The organism is Streptomyces sp. NPDC004838 (assembly GCF_053600955.1).
Window position 1 is genome coordinate 282,555 of sequence record NZ_JBSGAW010000005.1, and the last position, 17,369, is coordinate 299,923.

The following is a 17,369-nucleotide window of genomic DNA, read 5'->3' on the forward strand; positions in this document are numbered from 1 at the left end:
CGCGAGCCCGCGCCGCCGCTCCCCGAGCAGCGCCCCGGACCTCGCGGGAGCCGGGCCCGGCCCCATCCGTCGTGAAGGCGGTTCCGGGACCGACCGGACGCCCGGCCCCGGAACCGCTCCGGCTCAGGTCACTGGGGAGACGGCACCCCCGACACCCGCGTGTAGACGCCCGGGCTGTCCGCCCGTCCGCAGCCGCTGCCCCACGAGACCAGACCGATCAGCTTTCCCTGGGCCACGAGCGGCCCTCCGCTGTCGCCCTGGCAGGCGTCACGCCCTCCCCGCGGGTCTCCGGCACAGAGCATCACCGAGGCCGTGTAGCGGCCGCCCAGGCTGCCTGGATAGGCCGTCTGGCAGTTCTGGTCGGGCAGTACGGTCACCTCGGCAGCGCGGAGCGCCGAAGCGTAGCTGCCGTCGCCCGTCGTGTCGCCCCAGCCGTACACGGTGGCGCTCGTGCCCGGTTCGTACGCGGGGTCCCCGGCGCCGGCCGCCGCGATCACCGAGGAGGCGGGCAGGGCCTCGGCCAGGGTCAGCACCGCCATGTCCGAGCTGTTCGTGGCCGGGTCGTACGCGGGCGCCACCCAGCTGTCGGTGATGGCGATCTCACGGCCCTCCCCGGTCGCCAGCTCGGTCCGTCCGGCGATGACCCGCAGATCACGGACCTCGTTCACCTCCTGACCGAGCACGGCCCGGCTCAGACAGTGCGCGGCGGTCATCACCTTCGTGGGCGCGACCACCACACCGCCGCAGAACTGGCCTGCCCGCGTTCCTCCGAACCGGTCACGGCTGGAGAGCGCGACGACCCATGGCGTCTCGGCGACACGTACCGGAAAGCCGCCCACGACGACACTGTCGGCGGCGGCCGGCACGGGCGAGGCCAGCGGTGCCACGGCCCCTGCGGCGACCAGGGCCAGCGCCCCGGTCAGGGCTCGGGTGAGGGGACGGCGCATTCGGTCTCCTGACTCTACGTGAATGGAGTCCACTCAGCGTCGGACAGCAAGCCGTCACTCGCACCCCCGGATACGGAGATGGGTCCGGTTCCGCGAGGGAACCGGACCCATCTCCGTATCCGGGGCTGACCGCCGATCAGTCCAGGTAGTCGCGGAGAACCTGGGAACGCGACGGGTGGCGCAGCTTCGACATCGTCTTCGACTCGATCTGGCGGATGCGCTCACGCGTCACCCCGTAGACCTTGCCGATCTCGTCCAGCGTCTTCGGCTGACCGTCGGTGAGACCGAACCGCATGGAGACGACGCCCGCCTCACGCTCGGACAGGGTGTCGAGCACCGAGTGGAGCTGCTCCTGGAGGAGCGTGAAGCTGACCGCGTCGGCGGGCACGACGGCCTCGGAGTCCTCGATCAGGTCGCCGAACTCGCTGTCGCCGTCCTCGCCCAGCGGGGTGTGCAGGGAGATCGGCTCGCGGCCGTACTTCTGGACCTCGATGACCTTCTCCGGGGTCATGTCCAGCTCCTTGGCCAGCTCCTCCGGGGTGGGCTCCCGGCCCAGGTCCTGGAGCATCTGGCGCTGCACGCGCGCGAGCTTGTTGATGACCTCGACCATGTGCACCGGGATACGGATGGTGCGGGCCTGGTCGGCCATGGCGCGGGTGATCGCCTGGCGGATCCACCAGGTGGCGTACGTGGAGAACTTGTAGCCCTTGGTGTAGTCGAACTTCTCGACGGCACGGATCAGGCCGAGGTTTCCCTCCTGGATCAGGTCCAGGAAGAGCATGCCACGGCCGGTGTAGCGCTTGGCCAGCGAGACCACGAGACGGAGGTTGGCCTCCAGCAGATGGTTCTTGGCCCGGCGTCCGTCCTCGGCGATGATCTCCAGCTCGCGCTTGAGCTTCGGCGCCAGCTTGTCGGAGTTCGCCAGCTTGTCCTCGGCGAACAGCCCGGCCTCGATGCGCTTGGCCAGCTCCACCTCCTGCTCGGCGTTGAGGAGGGGGACCTTTCCGATCTGCTTGAGGTAGTCCTTGACCGGGTCGGCCGTGGCGCCGGCGACCGCGACCTGCTGGGCGGGCGCGTCGTCCTCGTCGTCGTCCGACAGGACGAATCCCTTGCTCTCGCCCTCGGCCTCTTCGTCGTCGCCCTTGCCACCGGGCTGGACGTCGTCCATGAGCTCGTCGCCGTCGGCGGACTCGTCGGAGTCCTTCTTGCCCGTGGTCTTCTTGGCCACGGTCTTCTTGGCGGCGGCCTTCTTCGCCACCGTCTTCTTGGCCACCGTCTTCTTGGCGGCGGCCTTCTTGGCGGGCACGGTCGCCGCGCCCTCTTCGCCGGCTGGTACGTCGACGGTCTCGGCCGTCGGCACCGCGGTGGCGGCGACGGTCTTGGCCGGGACGGTCTTGGTGGCGGTGCGCTTCGCCGGGCTCTTCGCAGCGACGCTCTTGCGGGAGCGTTTCGGTGACTCCGCGGCACTGACCATCAGCGTCACACCCTCTTCCTCGAGGATCTGGTTGAGGCTGCGCAGAACATTCTTCCACTGGGTTTGCGGAATCTGGTCAGCCTCGAAGGCCCGACGCACGTCATCGCCGGCGATCTGCCCATCAGCCTTCCCCCGCTCGATGAGCGCCATCACAGACTCGGACTCGGCGATCTCCGGCGGGAGCGTACGGGATGTGCTGGCCGACACGAACAACCTCTCGGAACGATGGGAACGGCTTCCGGCTCCACCCATGATCGGGCCGGAGCCGACGACCACCGGGCTGCGGATGTGCCGGTGGCGCGGTCGGAACCAACCTCGGAACTGCACAGCGCCGTGAACGGCTGCTGTATTCCCTCCTAGGCGGTCACCTCTTAGGTCATCGCGCTGTTTCGACGAGTGTTACGCCCAATCCGCGTGGCCCGAGTCACACGACATTCACGACGAACCGTCCGGATCGGGTGTTCGACGCACAATCGTGCCGCCGGACTCCACGGGAGTCCGGCGGCACGATGGGTGTCCGCCTCCGCACGTCCGGTCGCCGTGGCCGGGCGGTCAGTGCTCGCGCGGCGCGGGAACGACGCGCTCCACCTCTGGGTGGACGGTCAGCAGTTGGCGCATGGCCGACTCGGCGGCGTGCGCGTCGCCTGCGGCGAGCGCTTCGACGATCCGAGCGTGGTGGGCCAGCGATACCTCATTCGGACGGTCACAGCCGGTGACCGGTCCGCCGGAGACCTGAAGGGCCGCGGAGACGATCCCCGAGAGATGCTCCAGCATGCGGTTGCCGGCGAGCTGAATGAGCAGGGCATGGAACTCGGTGTCGGCCCGGGAGAAAGTGATCCCGTCACCCTGAGTAAGCGCATGACCCATGATCTCGACCATGTCCGTGAGCCGCTGCTGGACGTCCTCACGGCCGTGCCCCGCGGCGAGCCGGGCGGCGAGGGGCTCGATGGTCCAGCGCAGCTCGGACAGCTCCCGCCGCTGATCTTCGCGCTGCGGACCGAAGGCACGCCACTCGATGATGTCGGGGTCGAGCAGATTCCAGTCGCTGACCGGACGCACACGGGTGCCGACATTGGGCCGGGCGCTGACCAGGCCCTTGGCTTCGAGGACGCGCAGCGACTCGCGTACGACGGTACGGGAAACCTCGAAACGCTGGCCGATCTCCTCGGGAACCAGCGGACGGTCGGCGCCCAGATCTCCCGAAACGATCATCTGACCCAGCTGCTGGACGAGTTGGCCGTGCAGCCCGCGGCCCCGGCTTCCTGCCGCGCGGCGGCCGACCCGGCCCAGCTCCGCGTCGGCGCTGTCCCAGGCGGGAGGGCCGACACGGTCGGCAACGGGCGCGTCCGCGTAGGGGTATCGGTCGAGTTCGCCCGGACCGGCGAGGCCGGAGTCTGCGGGGCGGGCGGTCATCATGGTCTGCGCAAGGGTACTCACGTCATCCTTTGTCGGCTCGACTCCCCCAACTCTTGAGGTCTTTGGTGAAAAGCACACGAAAGGGTGATCGGCGCTTCCCCCACAATTGACGACTTATCGTATAGAAACGGGCATCTTCCACGTAGTTGCAGGCGCCTCAGCGGACGGGCGCCCGCCGAACCACCGACGGAGCGTCGCCACAGTCTCGACGGCCCGTCGCCGAACTGCCGCGGGATCACCGAACTCGATCGATCACGGTCGCCAACGCGCACTGCGGCGAAGCCCGGTGAACACATACGCGCAGACCAGAACCGACAGCGACAAAAGGAAAGCGACGCCGACGGGTCGGGCGAGCATGTGTGATCCGGCCGTCACCCAGTCGTCCGCCTGGCGCGGCAGTCGCACCCAGGTGAGTTCACGGAGCCTGGCGGGGAGTCCGGCGATGGACCGCACCGATGGAACGATGAACGCCTTCTGCACGAGAGGCGCGACGACGACCGGTACCGCGAGAACCGCGGCCACGCCGGCCGCCGTGACCCGGAAGGTTCCGGCGGCGAGCAGCCCCGCCCACGCACAGCAGACGGAGAGAGCGCTCCAACCGGCGACGAGCGCGGGCCAGTTTCCCGGCAGGGCCGTCATGTCGCTTCCGTAGACGACGCGAAGAGCCTGGACGTCGACCACGGCGACGGCCAGGGCGATCAGCACCGCGACCGCCCCCGTCACCGCGAGTTTGGCGAGAAGAAGTGCGAGGCGGCGGGGCACGGTGCCGCGCGCGGCGGCGAGCGCGGGATAGCGGTACTCCTCCCCGAAGGAGAGCGCCCCGATCAGCCCGGCCCCGAAAGCGGCGGGGGGCAGTGGGAGGAATTCCGGCCAGGCGGCGAGGGCGACCGGCACCGGGGTGCCACGGGAACGGGCGAGCAGCAGACAGAGGACGAGGGACGTGAGGAGTACGGCGGCGACAACCGTCGCGCCGGTACGGACTCCGACGAGCCGGCGCCACTCGTACCGGAGCGGCCTGAGCGGGCCGGCGACCGGCCGGGGGGTGCGAAGGGGAGCGGCGGGCGCCGTCCCCGAGGGGCGAGCTCCGGCGTTGCGGAAGGGGCTGTTTCCGGGGTTCCGCAGGGATTGGACGCCGCCGTCCGCGGCGGGCGTTTCGGCAGTCGGCGGGGTGGGAGCCGCGTCTCCGCTTTCGTCGGTGAGCCGGTGGAGGAGTACGCCGTGCCGGAAGGCGGTTTCGCCGACTTCGGCACAGGTGCTGCCGTACACCGCGATCAGGCCGCCGTTCTCTCTGACCACTTCCACCGACCGCTGCGCGGCGCGCGATTCCCGGTGTACGAGATCGGCGAGACGGACGGCATGCGGGGTGCGGACGACGACACGGGGACGCAGCCGTGTACGGGAGAACTCGGCTACCTCCTGGTCGGCGACCAGGAGGCCGGCGTCGATCGTGACCACCCGGTCCGCGGTGCGGACGGCTTCCCTGGGATCGCTCATGGTGCAGAGAACCGTTCCGCCACGGTCGGCGTGAGCGCGCAGCAGCCCGTACAGCCAGGCGTGTTCGTCGGGCGGGAGACCCTTGAACGGCTCGTCGAGGATGAGCGTCTGAGGATCGCCCAGCAGTGCGGACGCGAAGCCGAGCCTGCGGTCCATGCCGAGCGAGAGCGCGCCGAGGCGCTCGTCACCGAGGCCCGCCAGGCCGACGGCTTCGAGCAACTCGTCCGCCCTGCCCACCGGTACCCCCGCCGCGGCGCAGAGCATGCGGAGCTGACCGCGGGCCGTGCGAGCGGGATGGCCCGGTACGTCTCCGAGGAGCACCCCCACCTCCCGGACGGGGTGGGCGATCCTGTGGAGACGGTTCCCCCGGAAGTAGGTGGCGCCCCGGCCGGATTCGAGATCCAGTATCAGGCGCAGCGCGGTGGACTTGCCCGATCCGGAGGCACCGAGAAGGACCGTGACCTGGCCGTGGCGGGCTTCGAAGGAGAGACCGCCGACGGCGGGCGGGCGGTCTCTCCGGGGGGTGCTGGTCAGTCCGATGGCCTGGAGCATCGCTTCTCTCGCGGAAGGGCGGACAGGAGACCGCTCGGCGGTAGGCGGCTACCGCAGCAAGATAACGTGACATTTAGGACTTTTGGCGTAATGGGCCGGGAGGGGTGTCAGCCCCGGTCCGTCCGTGGCTCGTGTCCCTTCACCGGTGGACCGTCGCGCGGTGGCGGACCGTCGCGCGGTGGCGGCCCGGTGCCCTCCCGGCTCCAGCCGGCCCTCCCGTCCTGCGGCGGGTCCCTGCCGTCCGCGGGATGTGTCGGGCGGTGTTTCAGACCTCGGGACGCAGCATCGGCGGATTGAGCAGGGTGGCTCCGCCCGCGCGGAAGAGCTGTGCGGGGCGGCCTCCCTGACGGGTGGTCGTCCCGCCCGCGGGAACCAGGAACCCTGGCGTGCCGGTCACCTTCCGGTGGAAGTTCCTCGGGTCCAGAGCCACCGCCCAGACGGCCTCGTACACCCTTCGCAGCTCGCCGACCGTGAACTCCGGCGGGCAGAACGCGGTGGCCAGCGACGAATACTCGATCTTGGAGCGGGCCCGCTCCACCCCGTCCGCCAGGATCCGCGCATGGTCGAAGGCGAGCGGCGCGGACTGTTCGCCCTCCCGGCCGATCCCTCCTTCCCGTCCGAGCAGATCCTCGACGGACGCCCACCGCGCACTGTTGGCGTCACCGCCGGCCCGTGGGGCCGGAAGGTCGGGGGCCAGCACCAGATGGGCGACGCTGACGACCCTCATCCGGGGATCCCGGTCGGGGTCGCCATAGGTGGCGAGCTGTTCGAGGTGGGCTCCTCCGCTGCCGGGTGCGGAGGAAGCGGGATCGTGGGCGCAGAGCCCTGTCTCCTCCTCGAGCTCCCGCCCAGCCGCGGCCGCCAGATCCTCGTCCGCCCTGACGAAGCCGCCGGGCAGCGCCCACCTGCCCTGAAACGGCGACTCTCCGCGACGGACGACCAGCGCACAGAGCGCGTGACGGCGCACGGTGAGCACGACCAGGTCGACGGTCACAGCGAAGGGGGGAAAGGCCGACGGGTCGTAGGGAGACATGCCCGCGATCATAGTCGTCTGCCTGACGATAAACAGGCCATTCGCCGCTGGTGCTCCGTCTTTCTTCCTCCTCCCCCGCTGGTCTCCCGCGTCCCGTGCCGACCGGGCCCTGACATGGGAATCCACTCCCTCGCGCAGAACCGGGCCGCCGGCTGGTCGGCCTCACGGCCATGGGCGTCACTCCTCGCCCGGAGTATCCCGAGCGGTATCCCGCCGGCCGCTGCGCCTCCTCTCCTCAGTCGCCCGGACTCGGCCGCCCGCAGGCGTGCCGGGCCGCGTCCCGGCACGCCTGAGCGGCTTCCGGCCGGCAGGCGGGCGGACCTGCCGCGGACCCGAGGACCCCCGGTGACCTGCGGCCTCGGCGCTCTTCGAGATCCGCCGGATGGTTGTGGCCTCCTCGCCTCCGGGGGCTCCGGGGCCCTCGGAGGGGTTCCACGCTCCTCGGAACCGTGCGGGCTCCTCCACACAAGGGATTCCGCCGGTTCCCACCGGCTCCGTCGTCGGGGCTGTCCCCTCACTGCGAGCCGTCGCCTCCGTCCGGGCCGTCTCCCGCTCCGGCTCCTGTGCCCTTTCCCGCGATTCCCGCTGGCCGCGGAGGCACCTGCGCACGCTCTCCGGATCGAGGTTCTCGTTGCATGCCTGGTGGAGCAGGCGCGCGAAGACGTATTCGGGATCCCTGCGCAGGGCGAATCCGAGTGCTGCCCTCGCGGCCGGCTCGTCGCCGGTCGACCAGGCGACCCAGCCCGCGAGGGTGAGCGGCGCGGCGGCGTACTCCTCGAAGGACCGGACGCAGCGGCGTGCCATCGCCCGCCACAGCCGCAGTGCGGACTCGGCGTCCGGCCCCTCCATCCACTCCGCCGCCCGGTCCCTGGTCTCACGGTCCTGCAGCCCGAGAATCAAGGCGGCCGCCTCGTCATCGGTGATGAGCCGGTCGTCCGCCAGGTCGGCCCCGGCAGGGCTCCGGTCACCGGGCGCACCGGCCAGGCGGCGCATGAGTCCGCGGGCGAGGCCGACGGTCTCATCGGCGACCTCTTTCCGTCCCTCCCCCTCCAGAACCCTGGGCACGAGAGACGCGGCCACGCTGTCGAGCGCCTTCTCCTGAGCGTGCGCCGCCGATGTCGTCCAGGGTTCGAGCCGTGCCTCCATTTCCTTCAGGGATCCGCGCACTTGGATCCCTGCGTAGGCGGCCGCCGCCGCCATCACGGACGTACCGGAGGGGACCAGCGTGTTCCCTTCCGGCGGACAGCACCGCTCGTCCGGACAGCAGTAGGACCAGAACCGGCCGCCGGAGAGGCACAGTGCCTCGTACACGGGCACGTCGAGCGCGCCGCAAGCGGTCCGCAGGCGCTGTGCGAGAGGGCGCAGCCGCTCCATCACGCTGTGGCTCGACTCGCCTTCGGCCGGGTCCTGGCAGAGAAAGAGCACGATGCCGTCAGGGCGCGAGCCGCGCCGCTCGCTTCCTTCGATCAGGCATTCGGCCAGTTGACGGGCCGCGGGCGGCCATTCACTCGGCGAACACGGAATACCCACCCTCACCCGCCCGCCGAATCGGCCGCTGCTGCCGTGCAGCGCGACCATCACGACGGAATCGGTGGGGCGATAGCCCAGCATGTACGGGAGCGCGTCCGCCAGTTCGGCGGGGCCGCGCAGGGTGATCTGCGGTTCGTCGGGACGGTCGGTCGGTTCCTGGTGCTTGTTCATGGCATGACGGTCCCGCAACCGTCCCGACTCCGTGCAAGCCTGTGGATAACTTATCCACAGGCTTGCGGTCCCGTTCGCGCTCTGTCGGTCCGATCGGGTTGCATGGGGTCATGACCAACGCAGACCCCGCGGACTCCGCGGACCTCAGGGCTTCGGCGGACGCCGTGCTCGCGCGCCTCGTCTCGGACGGTACGGGCACGGCCCGGCTGCGGGAGGACCAGTGGCGGGCGATCGAGGCGCTCGTCGCCGACAAGCGCCGGGCGCTGGTCGTGCAGCGGACCGGCTGGGGCAAGTCCGCCGTGTACTTCGTCGCGACCTCGCTGCTCCGGCGGCAGGGCAGTGGCCCGACCGTGATCGTCTCCCCCCTCCTCGCGCTGATGCGCAATCAGGTCGAGGCCGCCGCCCGTGCCGGGATCCGGGCCCGGACAATCAATTCGTCCAATACGGAGGAGTGGGACACGGTCCAGGCCGAGGTGAACGCGGGCGAGGTGGATGTCCTTCTGGTCAGCCCCGAGCGGCTGAACAATCCGGACTTCCGCGATCATGTGCTGCCCGAGTTGGCGGCGTCCACCGGCCTGCTGGTGGTGGACGAGGCCCACTGCATCTCCGACTGGGGCCATGACTTCCGGCCCGACTACCGCCGCCTGCGTACCATGCTGGCCGAGTTGCCCGCCGATGTTCCGGTGCTGGCGACGACGGCGACCGCCAACGCCCGGGTGACCGCGGACGTCGCCGTGCAGCTGGGCACCGGCGCCGGGACGGACGCCCTGGTCCTGCGCGGCCCACTCGACCGGGAGAGCCTCAGCCTGGGAGTTCTCCAACTGCCCGACGCGGCCACCCGGCTGGCCTGGCTGGCCGACCACCTGGGCGAGCTGCCGGGCTCCGGGATCATCTACACCCTGACGGTGGCCGCGGCCGAAGAGGTCACCGCGTATCTGCGGCAGTGCGGGCACACGGTCGCCTCCTACACCGGACGCACGGAGAACGCGGATCGGCAGCAGGCCGAAGAGGATCTCCTGGCCAACCGGGTCAAGGCCCTGGTCGCCACCTCCGCGCTGGGCATGGGTTTCGACAAGCCCGACCTCGGCTTCGTCGTCCACCTCGGCTCCCCCTCCTCCCCGATCGCCTACTACCAGCAGGTGGGCCGCGCCGGCCGAGGCGTGGAGCACGCCGAGGTGCTGTTGCTGCCCGGCAAGGAGGACGAGGCGATCTGGCAGTACTTCGCTTCGGTCGCCTTTCCTCCCGAGGAGCTGGTGCGGCGCACCCTCGACGTACTGGCCCGGTCCGAACGACCGCTCTCCCTTCCAGCCCTCGAACCCCTGGTCGAACTGCGGCGCACACGTCTGGAGACCATGCTCAAGGTCCTCGACGTCGATGGCGCGGTACACAGGGTCAAAGGCGGCTGGACCAGCACCGGCCGCCCCTGGTCCTACGACTCCGAGCGGTATGCCTGGGTCGCCTCGCAGCGGGAGTCCGAGCAGCGGGCGATGAGGGAGTACGCGCGGTCGACGGAATGCCGCATGGAGTTCCTGCGGAGGCAGTTGGACGACGACGCGGCGAAGCCGTGCGGGCGCTGCGACAACTGCGCGGGAAGCCGGTTCAGCGACAAGGTCTCCGACGCGGCCCTGGACGCCGCGCGCGGGGAGCTGAGCCGACCCGGCGTGGAGGTGGAGCCTCGGAGAATGTGGCCGACCGGGCTGGCCGCTGTCGGAGTCGCTCTCAAGGGCCGCATCCCCGAGGGAGAACAGGCGTTCACGGGGAGAGCACTGGGGCGGCTCTCCGACATCGGCTGGGGCAATCGGCTGCGACCGCTACTGGCGGCTCAGGCGGCCGATCGCCCGGTGCCGGACGATGTGGTGGGCGCGGTGGTGACCGTGCTCTCCGACTGGGCGAAGGGCCCCGGCGGCTGGGCCTCAGGGGAGCCGGGCGCGCCGGTCCGTCCGGTCGGTGTGGTCACCTTGGCCTCCCGGGGACGGCCCCAGCTGGTGGGTTCGCTCGGCACCCGGATCGCCGAGGTCGGCCGGATGCCCCTGCTGGGTACGGTGGAGTACGCCCCTGACGGGCCGGACGCGCGGATCTCGCGCACCAACAGCGCCCAGCGGGTGCGGGCGCTGCACGAGGCGTTCACGGTTTCGGCCGGTCTCGCCGAGGTCCTCACGGCCACCGAGGGACCTGTACTACTTGTCGACGATCTTTCGGACAGCGGTTGGACCTTGGCGGTCGCATCGCGGCTGCTGCTCAGAGCCGGCGCAAAGGGCGTGTTCCCCCTGGTCCTTGCGGTTCAAGCGTGACTTCCGGGGGCACGCAAGGGGGCACAGGTGAAGTTGATGGGCAGGGATATCAGACGCATACCGCCCGTTTCCTGCCAGCGGGATCGAATTGCTCGTTGCCGCAATCCGACGGGCCAGGGAGAATTGGAGTGCTCCCGCACGACCCTTCTGCGGTCCGCAAGGGCTGTGCTGTGGCGCGCCCTCACCCGATCCTGCCCGCACTGTGGGCGCGTATGCGAAGGGAGGAACGTGACCTTCGGATTCGCTTCGTCCGCAGCCACTTCGATGACCAACTCCGCCAACCGCCTCGCCAGGATGCTGGAGCCCGCCGAGTGGGCGGCTGCCGGGATACCGCTGCTGCGCAACCCCCGAGAAGTGGTCAGCGGGCTGCACACCCGGCACCGGCCGACGCCGACCACGGCGGTCGTCGCCGTGCTCGACCCCGAGGAACGACTTGCCGCGAGCGCCTCGTTCGCCCGGCGCTCCGCTCCCGTGGACGGCTGGGAGTTCAGGAACGCCTTGCTGGCGCACCTGCGCCGGGTGATCCCGCATGATCTGCGCCGCCGGACTCCGGTGCGTACCGCCGTGCTGCTCTACTGCCGTGACGGCGACGAGCGGTGGACCGAGGAGGACGGCGCGTGGATGTGGGGACTGCGGGATGCCTGCACCCTGCACGGCCTGCGCTGCGGCGCGTACATCACGCTGACCCGCGGCGGCTGGCAGGTCCTGGGCGAGGGGCGGGGCGGCCGTCGCCCCAACTCCACCTCGGTGCCGGGTGACCTCTCCGACGCGATCATCAGCGAACCGCTGGAGCTTCGCACGGCCAGCGGCGCACCGGAAGCCCTCCGTCGCGCGGCGGCACGCTGACAGTCCGGGCACGCCGCGGGGAAAGACCAACCGCCCCCTGCACGGCGGCATCCGGAACACGCCGTTCCCCGGCCGGACGACATCCGGCCGGGGCAGCCTCCCGCCGACCGGGACTGCTCCTCGGTCCTGCGGTGGAGGCCATGGCTCCAAGGGCATATGCATCCGGCGGCCATACGGGAATCCGGGCATCACAGCGCACCCACCGTGCACCCCGCCCAGCGGGCGACCACGGCCGACTCCCACCGGCCGAGGACTCGCCAAGCGTCCGCCGGAACGTGTCACGTGCCCACGCGCCGGTCGTACGGAGTCAGACGCTCGCGCCTAGCACGGCGTTGATCCGCTTCGGGTCGCCGCACACGATCAGCAGCGCGGCCGCCTTCGCCATAGCCGCCGGCAGCGCCCGCGAGGCATCGTCGTCGGTGCCTCCGTTGAGCGCTACAACGACCACAGGACGGGATGATGCCCGGCCCACCGCGGTGGCGTCCGCGTAGAAGACATCATCACCGGCATCGTGCTGGGTCCAGTAAGCCGCCTCACCGAAGGACAGCTCATGTGCGGCCCACGGATGCTGTTCACCCGTGGTGAGCACCAGGACATCGCCCGGTGCGCGACCTGTGTCGAGCAGCAGATCGACCGCCTCGTCGGCGGCGTCGAGCGCGCCGTCCGCAGGTGCGGGGATCAGCTGGATCTGCGGCTGGGAATCGCCATCCCGCCGGGCGGCCTGGGGCTGCTCGGCGGAGGCGTGCGTACGCTGCGGCGGCGTGGGCCGGGCGGAACCGGACCCCGGATTTCCGGGACGCGGGGAGGCCGTGGAACGCGGACCGGGTACGGGACGAGGGGTCGGCGCGGGACGGCTTGCGGCCGGAGTGGCGCGGGGACCCTGGGCGCTCTCGTGAATCTGAGGCTCCTCGGGAAGGAGAGGCATGGGTGGATGTCTATCAAATGCCGGTTCGGACCGCACCGGCGGGTGGGCACATAAGTGCGACTGCCCTGTTGGCAGGGCCCGTTCAGAAGTCGAAGCCGAGCTGGCCCCCGCTCTCCAGTTCCGCCGCCTCCGCAGAGAGCCGGATCTTCTTGAGATGCCGCCACCTGGGAAGTGCGTCGAGATAGGCCCATGAAAGCCGGTGGTACGGAGTGGGGCCCAACTCCGCGAGAACGGCCTTGTGCACGGGTGAGGGGTAACCGGCGTTGGCCGAGAATGCGTAGTCGGCGAACTCCACCGGCAGTTCGGCCATCATCGCATCCCGGCGCACCTTGGCGATCACGGAGGCGGCAGCGACCGCGACACAGGACCGATCGCCCTTGATGACCGTTCGGACACGCCAGGGGTCTCCGAGGTAGTCGTGCTTACCGTCGAGGATGACCGCCTCGGGACGTACGGGAAGCGCGTCCAGCGCCCGGCAGGCGGCCAGCCGCAGCGCAGCTGTCATCCCGAGTTCGTCGATCTCCTCCGGGGAGGCGTGCCCCAGGGAATACGCCGTGACCCATTTCTCCAGTTCGACGGCGAGTTCCTCACGGCGCTTCTGCGTGAGGAGCTTGGAGTCGGTGAGTCCGGCGGGCGGACGGCGCAGTCCCGTGATCGCGGCGCATACCGTGACCGGTCCGGCCCAGGCCCCGCGTCCGACCTCGTCGACACCGGCGATGACCTTGGCGCCGGTGGTGGCCCGGATCGAGCGCTCGACTGTGTGTGTGGGTGGTTCGTAGGGCATGGCGCCAGCAAGGTTACGCCGCCCTCCCCCGTCGGCCACAACCGGATTCCGATCACGGTTCCGCCCCGGCCGCACCAGGGCACGGCCCCTTCCGGGACCGGAGGCTCGGGTCGGGTCTCGGGGTTCGGAACTCGGGGCTGTCGACAAGTCCCCAGAGGCCGACGACCGGGGCCTCGCGGATGCCCGGCGACGGTGATCCCTCGGCCGTTCCGCTGGAGCGGACGAGAGCATCCCCTGATCGATCACCTCGCGATGCGAGCGCCTCGCCGTTCGCTTCCGCATACCGTGCGAGATTCCGTGCGAGCGTCTCATCGCCAGCCGGAGATCAGGTGGAGCGCGGTCCGGCCGGTCTTGTCCGGATGCCCCCTCCAGGGCTACACCTCGTCCGATCAACGCGGGGAAGCCCCGCTTCGATCAGATCGACGACGTGCGCACGATAGCCGGACAGGATTCCTCCGCCGATCCGGGGTCACACCCGTGAAGGAGTGAACGGCGAGAGAATCCGGGCCAACCGGCACATCGCGTCCGCCGTCCGGCGGCAGAGTTCGGGGCCACGGCAGGCATCGAAGAGTATGCCGCCCGACGCCCGGACGAGGATCGCCCTCCCCGGAGTGCAGCCCTCACTTGCGTTCATCAAGGCTTGCCGATGGAGTTCGCCGTCAGGCTCGAACGCACCGCCCTCTCCGCGTGGACCGACGACGTATCCGTGCCGGGCTCTCGGGTCAGAGCGTGTTCCGCAGCGCCCAGGCCGGCAGGTCCTCTGTCCGTTCCAGCCATGCGGCGGGAGGCTTGCCGGTCATTCCGGCGGCGATCACACCGCAGGTGATGGCACAGGTGGTGTCCACATCCCCGCCGACCTGAGCAGTCGCCCAGAACGCCCGCTCGAATCCGTCGAGGGCACGCGCGGCCGACCACAGAGCGAACGGGACGGTGTCATGGGCACTCGTCCGCCTTCCGCTCCCGAGGACGGCCGCGACGGTTCCGGCGTCGTCGTAGTCCAGCATGTCTCGCGCCCGCCGGAGGCCGGCCCCCACCGCGCTGCGGGGCACGAGAGCGATGACACCGTCGAGCAGCTCTTCCGGACCGGGCGGACCGGCCGGATTCGCGGCGAGCGCCGCGGCCGCGGCCACCGCCATCGCCCCGACCACTGCCTCACGGTGCTGATGTGTGGTGTAGGAGGAGATCTCCGCCTGATGGGTGGCCTGCTCCGGGTCATCCGCGTACCAGGCGCCGAGGGGCGCGATGCGCATGGCGGATCCATTGCCCCAGGAGCCCTGTCCGTTGAAGAGTGCGGCGGCGAGTTCTCGCCAGTCACCACCCTCCCGCACCAGCCGGAGCATACGGTTGACCGCAGGGCCGTAGCCGCGATCGAAGTCATGGTGGTCGGCGAAGGAGCGGGCCAGCGCGTCCTGGTCCACCCGGCCGTGATCCGCGAGCACGGCCAGCACCGAGCAGGCCATCTCCGTGTCGTCGGTCCACTGCCATGTGCCCGACGGCAGCTCACGCCGCTTCAGAAGGGGGTAATTCGACGGTACGAAGAACTGGGAACCCAGGGCGTCCCCGACGGACAGGCCACGCAGGCTGTTCAGGGCGCGTTCGAAGCGCCGGTCATCAGTGGAGTCAGTGGTCATCTTCCTGCCACTCTATCCGGTGACGCCGTACGGTTCCGGGGTACGCCAGCGTTCGAACGGCCGGTCAAGGGTGTAACGCCCGTCCTCCCCCAGCTCCAGCATCCGGGTCTCTCCGTTGCCGGGGTTGGAGAGCGATTCGAAGTCCGCTACCGACCAGTGGAACCAGCGCATACAGAACAGCCGCATCGTGAGGCCATGGGTCACCAGAAGCACGTTCGGTGGATGGTCGGGCGACTCGAAGCTCCGGTGAAGGCTCTCCAGGAAAGCCCCGACCCGGTCGTACACATCCGCACCCGACTCACCCTGCGCGAAGCGGTAGAAGAAGTGCCCGTAGGTGTCCCGGTACGCCTTCTGCAGCTGTACGTCATCCCTGTCCTGCCAGTTTCCCCAGTCCTGCTCACGCAGCCGCGGCTCCTCCCTTACGCGTACGCGTTCGGGGTCGAGGCCGAAGAGCTGGAAGGTCTCGTGGGTACGCCGATAGGGCGAGACGTAGACACTGACCCGCTCAAGCCCGAACAGCTCACGCAGTCGAACGCCCGCGTCTTCGGCCTGGGCCCGGCCGGTGGCCGTCAGCCTCAACGCGTGATCGGGCTCGCGTTCGTAGACGGTGTCATCGGCGTTGCCCTCCGACTCGCCGTGCCGGACGAGGACGATGCGTCGCGGTCTTGCCATACCTCGACCCTAGATCGCACCGCGCGCGGCCGGGTGGCCAGGCCACACCCATACGGCGTATACGACCGGTGACATGCGGCACACCGACCGCGCCCGGTACCTGCGGGCACAGAGCCGGACCCCGCCCCGCCCCGCGCTGTCCTGCCCTGTCCGGGAGCAGTGCACAGACTCACAGCAGGAGTCTCAGACCGTCCACGACGGTTCGAGTTGCACCACATCACCCGTGAGCGCCATGACATCGGTCTCGGTCTGCGCGCGCACCAGCAGGCGCTCGACCCGCTCATGGCGGTACTTGCCGTGCTCGGCCTCGGACTGCCACATCGACATCACCAGAAACTCGTTCTCCGGCGCCTCGCCGAAGAACCCTCGCACCATTCCCGGCGATCCGGCCATAGCCGGGTTCCACACCTTCTCCTGCATCAGCGCGTAGTGCTCGACCCGATCCTCATGAATCCTGCAGTGCGCGACCCGCACCACATCGACCCCCGTGAAACGCGGTTCGAAGCCCGTCTTCACATCGAAGCGGTAGTCGAACAGCTTGACCTGGCTTTCTCTGTACGTGCCCGACTGCCCCGCCGCCAGCCGGTCGTGGGACCGTGCCATGAACGAGTCGTAGAACGCCCTGCTCTCCCAGAAGGCGAAGACATGAGCGACCTCGGGCCGCCCTTTGCTCCACCCGCCGCCCTGTCCCCGAAACCCCGGCTCACCCAGCAGCCCCGCCCATTTCCGCTGTCCCCGTTCGAACCCACGACGGTCCACCACGACGCAGCGAATCCACTTGACCAGCACCGCGCCATCGTACGGCTCCGGACATGGAACCGGTCACCGTCCCGACGAGTGCGCTCTCTTCCGGGGCGCGGAATCACGGCTTTCGGAAGCAAACGCGGGCCGGACGGAAATGGCGTACACCTGACATCTCCTCGCGGTGTGCCCCGCTGAGCAGATACGGTCAACAGAAGGAGAACTCCTGGAAGTTACGGGGAAGGGAAATCTGGTGAGCAGCCTGAGCAAGGGCGTCCGGACAGTCGAGGTGTCCCTCAGCTGGGACCCCAGCCCGATGGGCGAGGCGCCCCATGACCTCGACATAGTCGCCGCGACCTACCGGGCGGGAGCGATCTCCGGCGACCCGGCGTATGTCGTGCACTTCGACAGCCGGTCACCCGACGGCACGATAACCCTGACCCGGGACAGCAAGACCGGGCAGGGTTTCGGCGCCGACGAGGTCATGAAGCTCGAGTTCGATCGTCTGTCGCCGGAGTACGGACGGGTCGTTGTCGGTGTGGTCGTCCAGCAGCGGCACGGCCGCTTGGTGTTCGGTGGCGTACGGAACGCCCTCGTCAGGGTGAAGGAGGGCCATACCGAGTTGCGGAAGATCGACTTCACCGAGGTCCCCGAGTCGACCTCCGCGGTCATAGCCGAGTTCGTCCGCGGTGAGACGGGCGCCTGGAACTTCCATGGACTCGTCCGTGGATTCGACGCCGATCCGCACGCCTTCACCGCACTGATGGGCAGCGACTGACCCCGTTCCCGGGCCGCACCGACGGCGAAGGCGGGTGAAGCCGAGAATCCGGCTCCACCCGCCTGACCAGGTCATTCACTCCTG

Annotated in this window: 14 protein-coding genes; 3 read left to right on the forward strand and 11 right to left on the reverse strand. The window is 69.9% G+C overall.

Translation table 11 applies throughout. The features are described 5' to 3' along the window. Nucleotides 1-128: 128 nt before the first annotated feature. The 6 genes from ACWEFL_RS08700 to ACWEFL_RS08725 all read right to left on the reverse strand — a co-directional run bounded on the left by ACWEFL_RS08700 (nt 129) and on the right by ACWEFL_RS08725 (nt 8,617). Nucleotides 129-947 carry a S1 family serine peptidase gene (locus ACWEFL_RS08700; protein ID WP_451709395.1) on the reverse strand — a complete coding sequence of 273 codons (819 nt, stop codon included), beginning with the start codon at nt 945-947 and terminating at the stop codon, nt 129-131. A gap of 136 nt (nt 948-1,083) precedes the next feature. Further along, nucleotides 1,084-2,628: an RNA polymerase sigma factor gene (locus ACWEFL_RS08705; protein WP_451709398.1), complete on the reverse strand. Its 1,545-nt coding sequence runs from the start codon at nt 2,626-2,628 to the stop codon at nt 1,084-1,086. A gap of 345 nt (nt 2,629-2,973) precedes the next feature. Continuing rightward, on the reverse strand, nt 2,974-3,858 hold the full coding sequence (locus tag ACWEFL_RS08710) for a FadR/GntR family transcriptional regulator (protein ID WP_451709401.1): 885 nt from the start codon (nt 3,856-3,858) through the stop codon (nt 2,974-2,976). A gap of 231 nt (nt 3,859-4,089) precedes the next feature. Further along, nucleotides 4,090-5,883, reverse strand: coding sequence for an ATP-binding cassette domain-containing protein (locus ACWEFL_RS08715; RefSeq protein ID WP_451709402.1), 1,794 nt, complete (start codon nt 5,881-5,883; stop codon nt 4,090-4,092). 265 nt (nt 5,884-6,148) lie between these two features. Beyond that, nucleotides 6,149-6,916: an NUDIX hydrolase gene (locus ACWEFL_RS08720; protein WP_451709405.1), complete on the reverse strand. Its 768-nt coding sequence runs from the start codon at nt 6,914-6,916 to the stop codon at nt 6,149-6,151. Between the two features lie 177 nt (nt 6,917-7,093). Beyond that, on the reverse strand, nt 7,094-8,617 hold the full coding sequence (locus tag ACWEFL_RS08725; RefSeq protein ID WP_451709407.1) for a DUF4192 domain-containing protein: 1,524 nt from the start codon (nt 8,615-8,617) through the stop codon (nt 7,094-7,096). Nucleotides 8,618-8,727: 110 nt separating this feature from the next. Here ACWEFL_RS08725 and ACWEFL_RS08730 point away from each other — a divergent pair, with 110 nt between their 5' ends. Both ACWEFL_RS08730 and ACWEFL_RS08735 read left to right on the forward strand, forming a co-directional pair. Continuing rightward, nucleotides 8,728-10,908, forward strand: coding sequence for a RecQ family ATP-dependent DNA helicase (locus ACWEFL_RS08730; RefSeq protein ID WP_451709408.1), 2,181 nt, complete (start codon nt 8,728-8,730; stop codon nt 10,906-10,908). Between the two features lie 228 nt (nt 10,909-11,136). Beyond that, nucleotides 11,137-11,754 (forward strand): hypothetical protein, encoded by a 618-nt coding sequence (locus tag ACWEFL_RS08735; protein WP_451709410.1) that lies wholly within the window; start codon nt 11,137-11,139, stop codon nt 11,752-11,754. Nucleotides 11,755-12,061: 307 nt separating this feature from the next. Here the strand turns inward: ACWEFL_RS08735 and ACWEFL_RS08740 are convergent, their stop codons facing one another. The 5 genes from ACWEFL_RS08740 to ACWEFL_RS08760 all read right to left on the reverse strand — a co-directional run bounded on the left by ACWEFL_RS08740 (nt 12,062) and on the right by ACWEFL_RS08760 (nt 16,555). Continuing rightward, complete coding sequence (locus tag ACWEFL_RS08740) at nt 12,062-12,679, reverse strand: hypothetical protein (RefSeq protein WP_451709413.1); 618 nt, start codon at nt 12,677-12,679, stop codon at nt 12,062-12,064. 82 nt (nt 12,680-12,761) lie between these two features. Further along, complete coding sequence (locus ACWEFL_RS08745) at nt 12,762-13,463, reverse strand: ribonuclease HII (protein WP_451709415.1); 702 nt, start codon at nt 13,461-13,463, stop codon at nt 12,762-12,764. A gap of 722 nt (nt 13,464-14,185) precedes the next feature. Next, nucleotides 14,186-15,094, reverse strand: a complete 909-nt coding sequence (locus ACWEFL_RS08750; protein ID WP_451709418.1) for an ADP-ribosylglycohydrolase family protein — start codon at nt 15,092-15,094, stop codon at nt 14,186-14,188. A gap of 12 nt (nt 15,095-15,106) precedes the next feature. Beyond that, nucleotides 15,107-15,766 (reverse strand): histidine phosphatase family protein, encoded by a 660-nt coding sequence (locus ACWEFL_RS08755; protein ID WP_451709420.1) that lies wholly within the window; start codon nt 15,764-15,766, stop codon nt 15,107-15,109. Nucleotides 15,767-15,949: 183 nt separating this feature from the next. Further along, entirely contained in the window at nt 15,950-16,555 is a 606-nt protein-coding gene (locus ACWEFL_RS08760) for a YdbC family protein (protein WP_451709423.1), read from the reverse strand. Between the two features lie 205 nt (nt 16,556-16,760). On the opposite strand from ACWEFL_RS08760, the gene ACWEFL_RS08765 reads away from it, so the two are divergent. Continuing rightward, nucleotides 16,761-17,285, forward strand: coding sequence for a TerD family protein (locus tag ACWEFL_RS08765; protein WP_451709425.1), 525 nt, complete (start codon nt 16,761-16,763; stop codon nt 17,283-17,285). The last annotated feature ends 84 nt before the right edge of the window (nt 17,286-17,369 follow it).

Excerpts from the sequence above, each read along its gene's own strand:
- ACWEFL_RS08700 (WP_451709395.1), bottom strand. The coding sequence starts at position 947 with ATGCGCCGTCCCCTCACCCGAGCCCTGACCGGGGCGCTGGCCCTGGTC.
- ACWEFL_RS08715 (WP_451709402.1), bottom strand. The coding sequence starts at position 5,883 with ATGCTCCAGGCCATCGGACTGACCAGCACCCCCCGGAGAGACCGCCCG.
- ACWEFL_RS08720 (WP_451709405.1), bottom strand. The coding sequence starts at position 6,916 with ATGTCTCCCTACGACCCGTCGGCCTTTCCCCCCTTCGCTGTGACCGTC.
- ACWEFL_RS08725 (WP_451709407.1), bottom strand. The coding sequence starts at position 8,617 with ATGAACAAGCACCAGGAACCGACCGACCGTCCCGACGAACCGCAGATC.
- ACWEFL_RS08730 (WP_451709408.1), top strand. The coding sequence starts at position 8,728 with ATGACCAACGCAGACCCCGCGGACTCCGCGGACCTCAGGGCTTCGGCG.
- ACWEFL_RS08740 (WP_451709413.1), bottom strand. The coding sequence starts at position 12,679 with ATGCCTCTCCTTCCCGAGGAGCCTCAGATTCACGAGAGCGCCCAGGGT.
- ACWEFL_RS08745 (WP_451709415.1), bottom strand. The coding sequence starts at position 13,463 with ATGCCCTACGAACCACCCACACACACAGTCGAGCGCTCGATCCGGGCC.
- ACWEFL_RS08750 (WP_451709418.1), bottom strand. The coding sequence starts at position 15,094 with ATGACCACTGACTCCACTGATGACCGGCGCTTCGAACGCGCCCTGAAC.
- ACWEFL_RS08755 (WP_451709420.1), bottom strand. The coding sequence starts at position 15,766 with ATGGCAAGACCGCGACGCATCGTCCTCGTCCGGCACGGCGAGTCGGAG.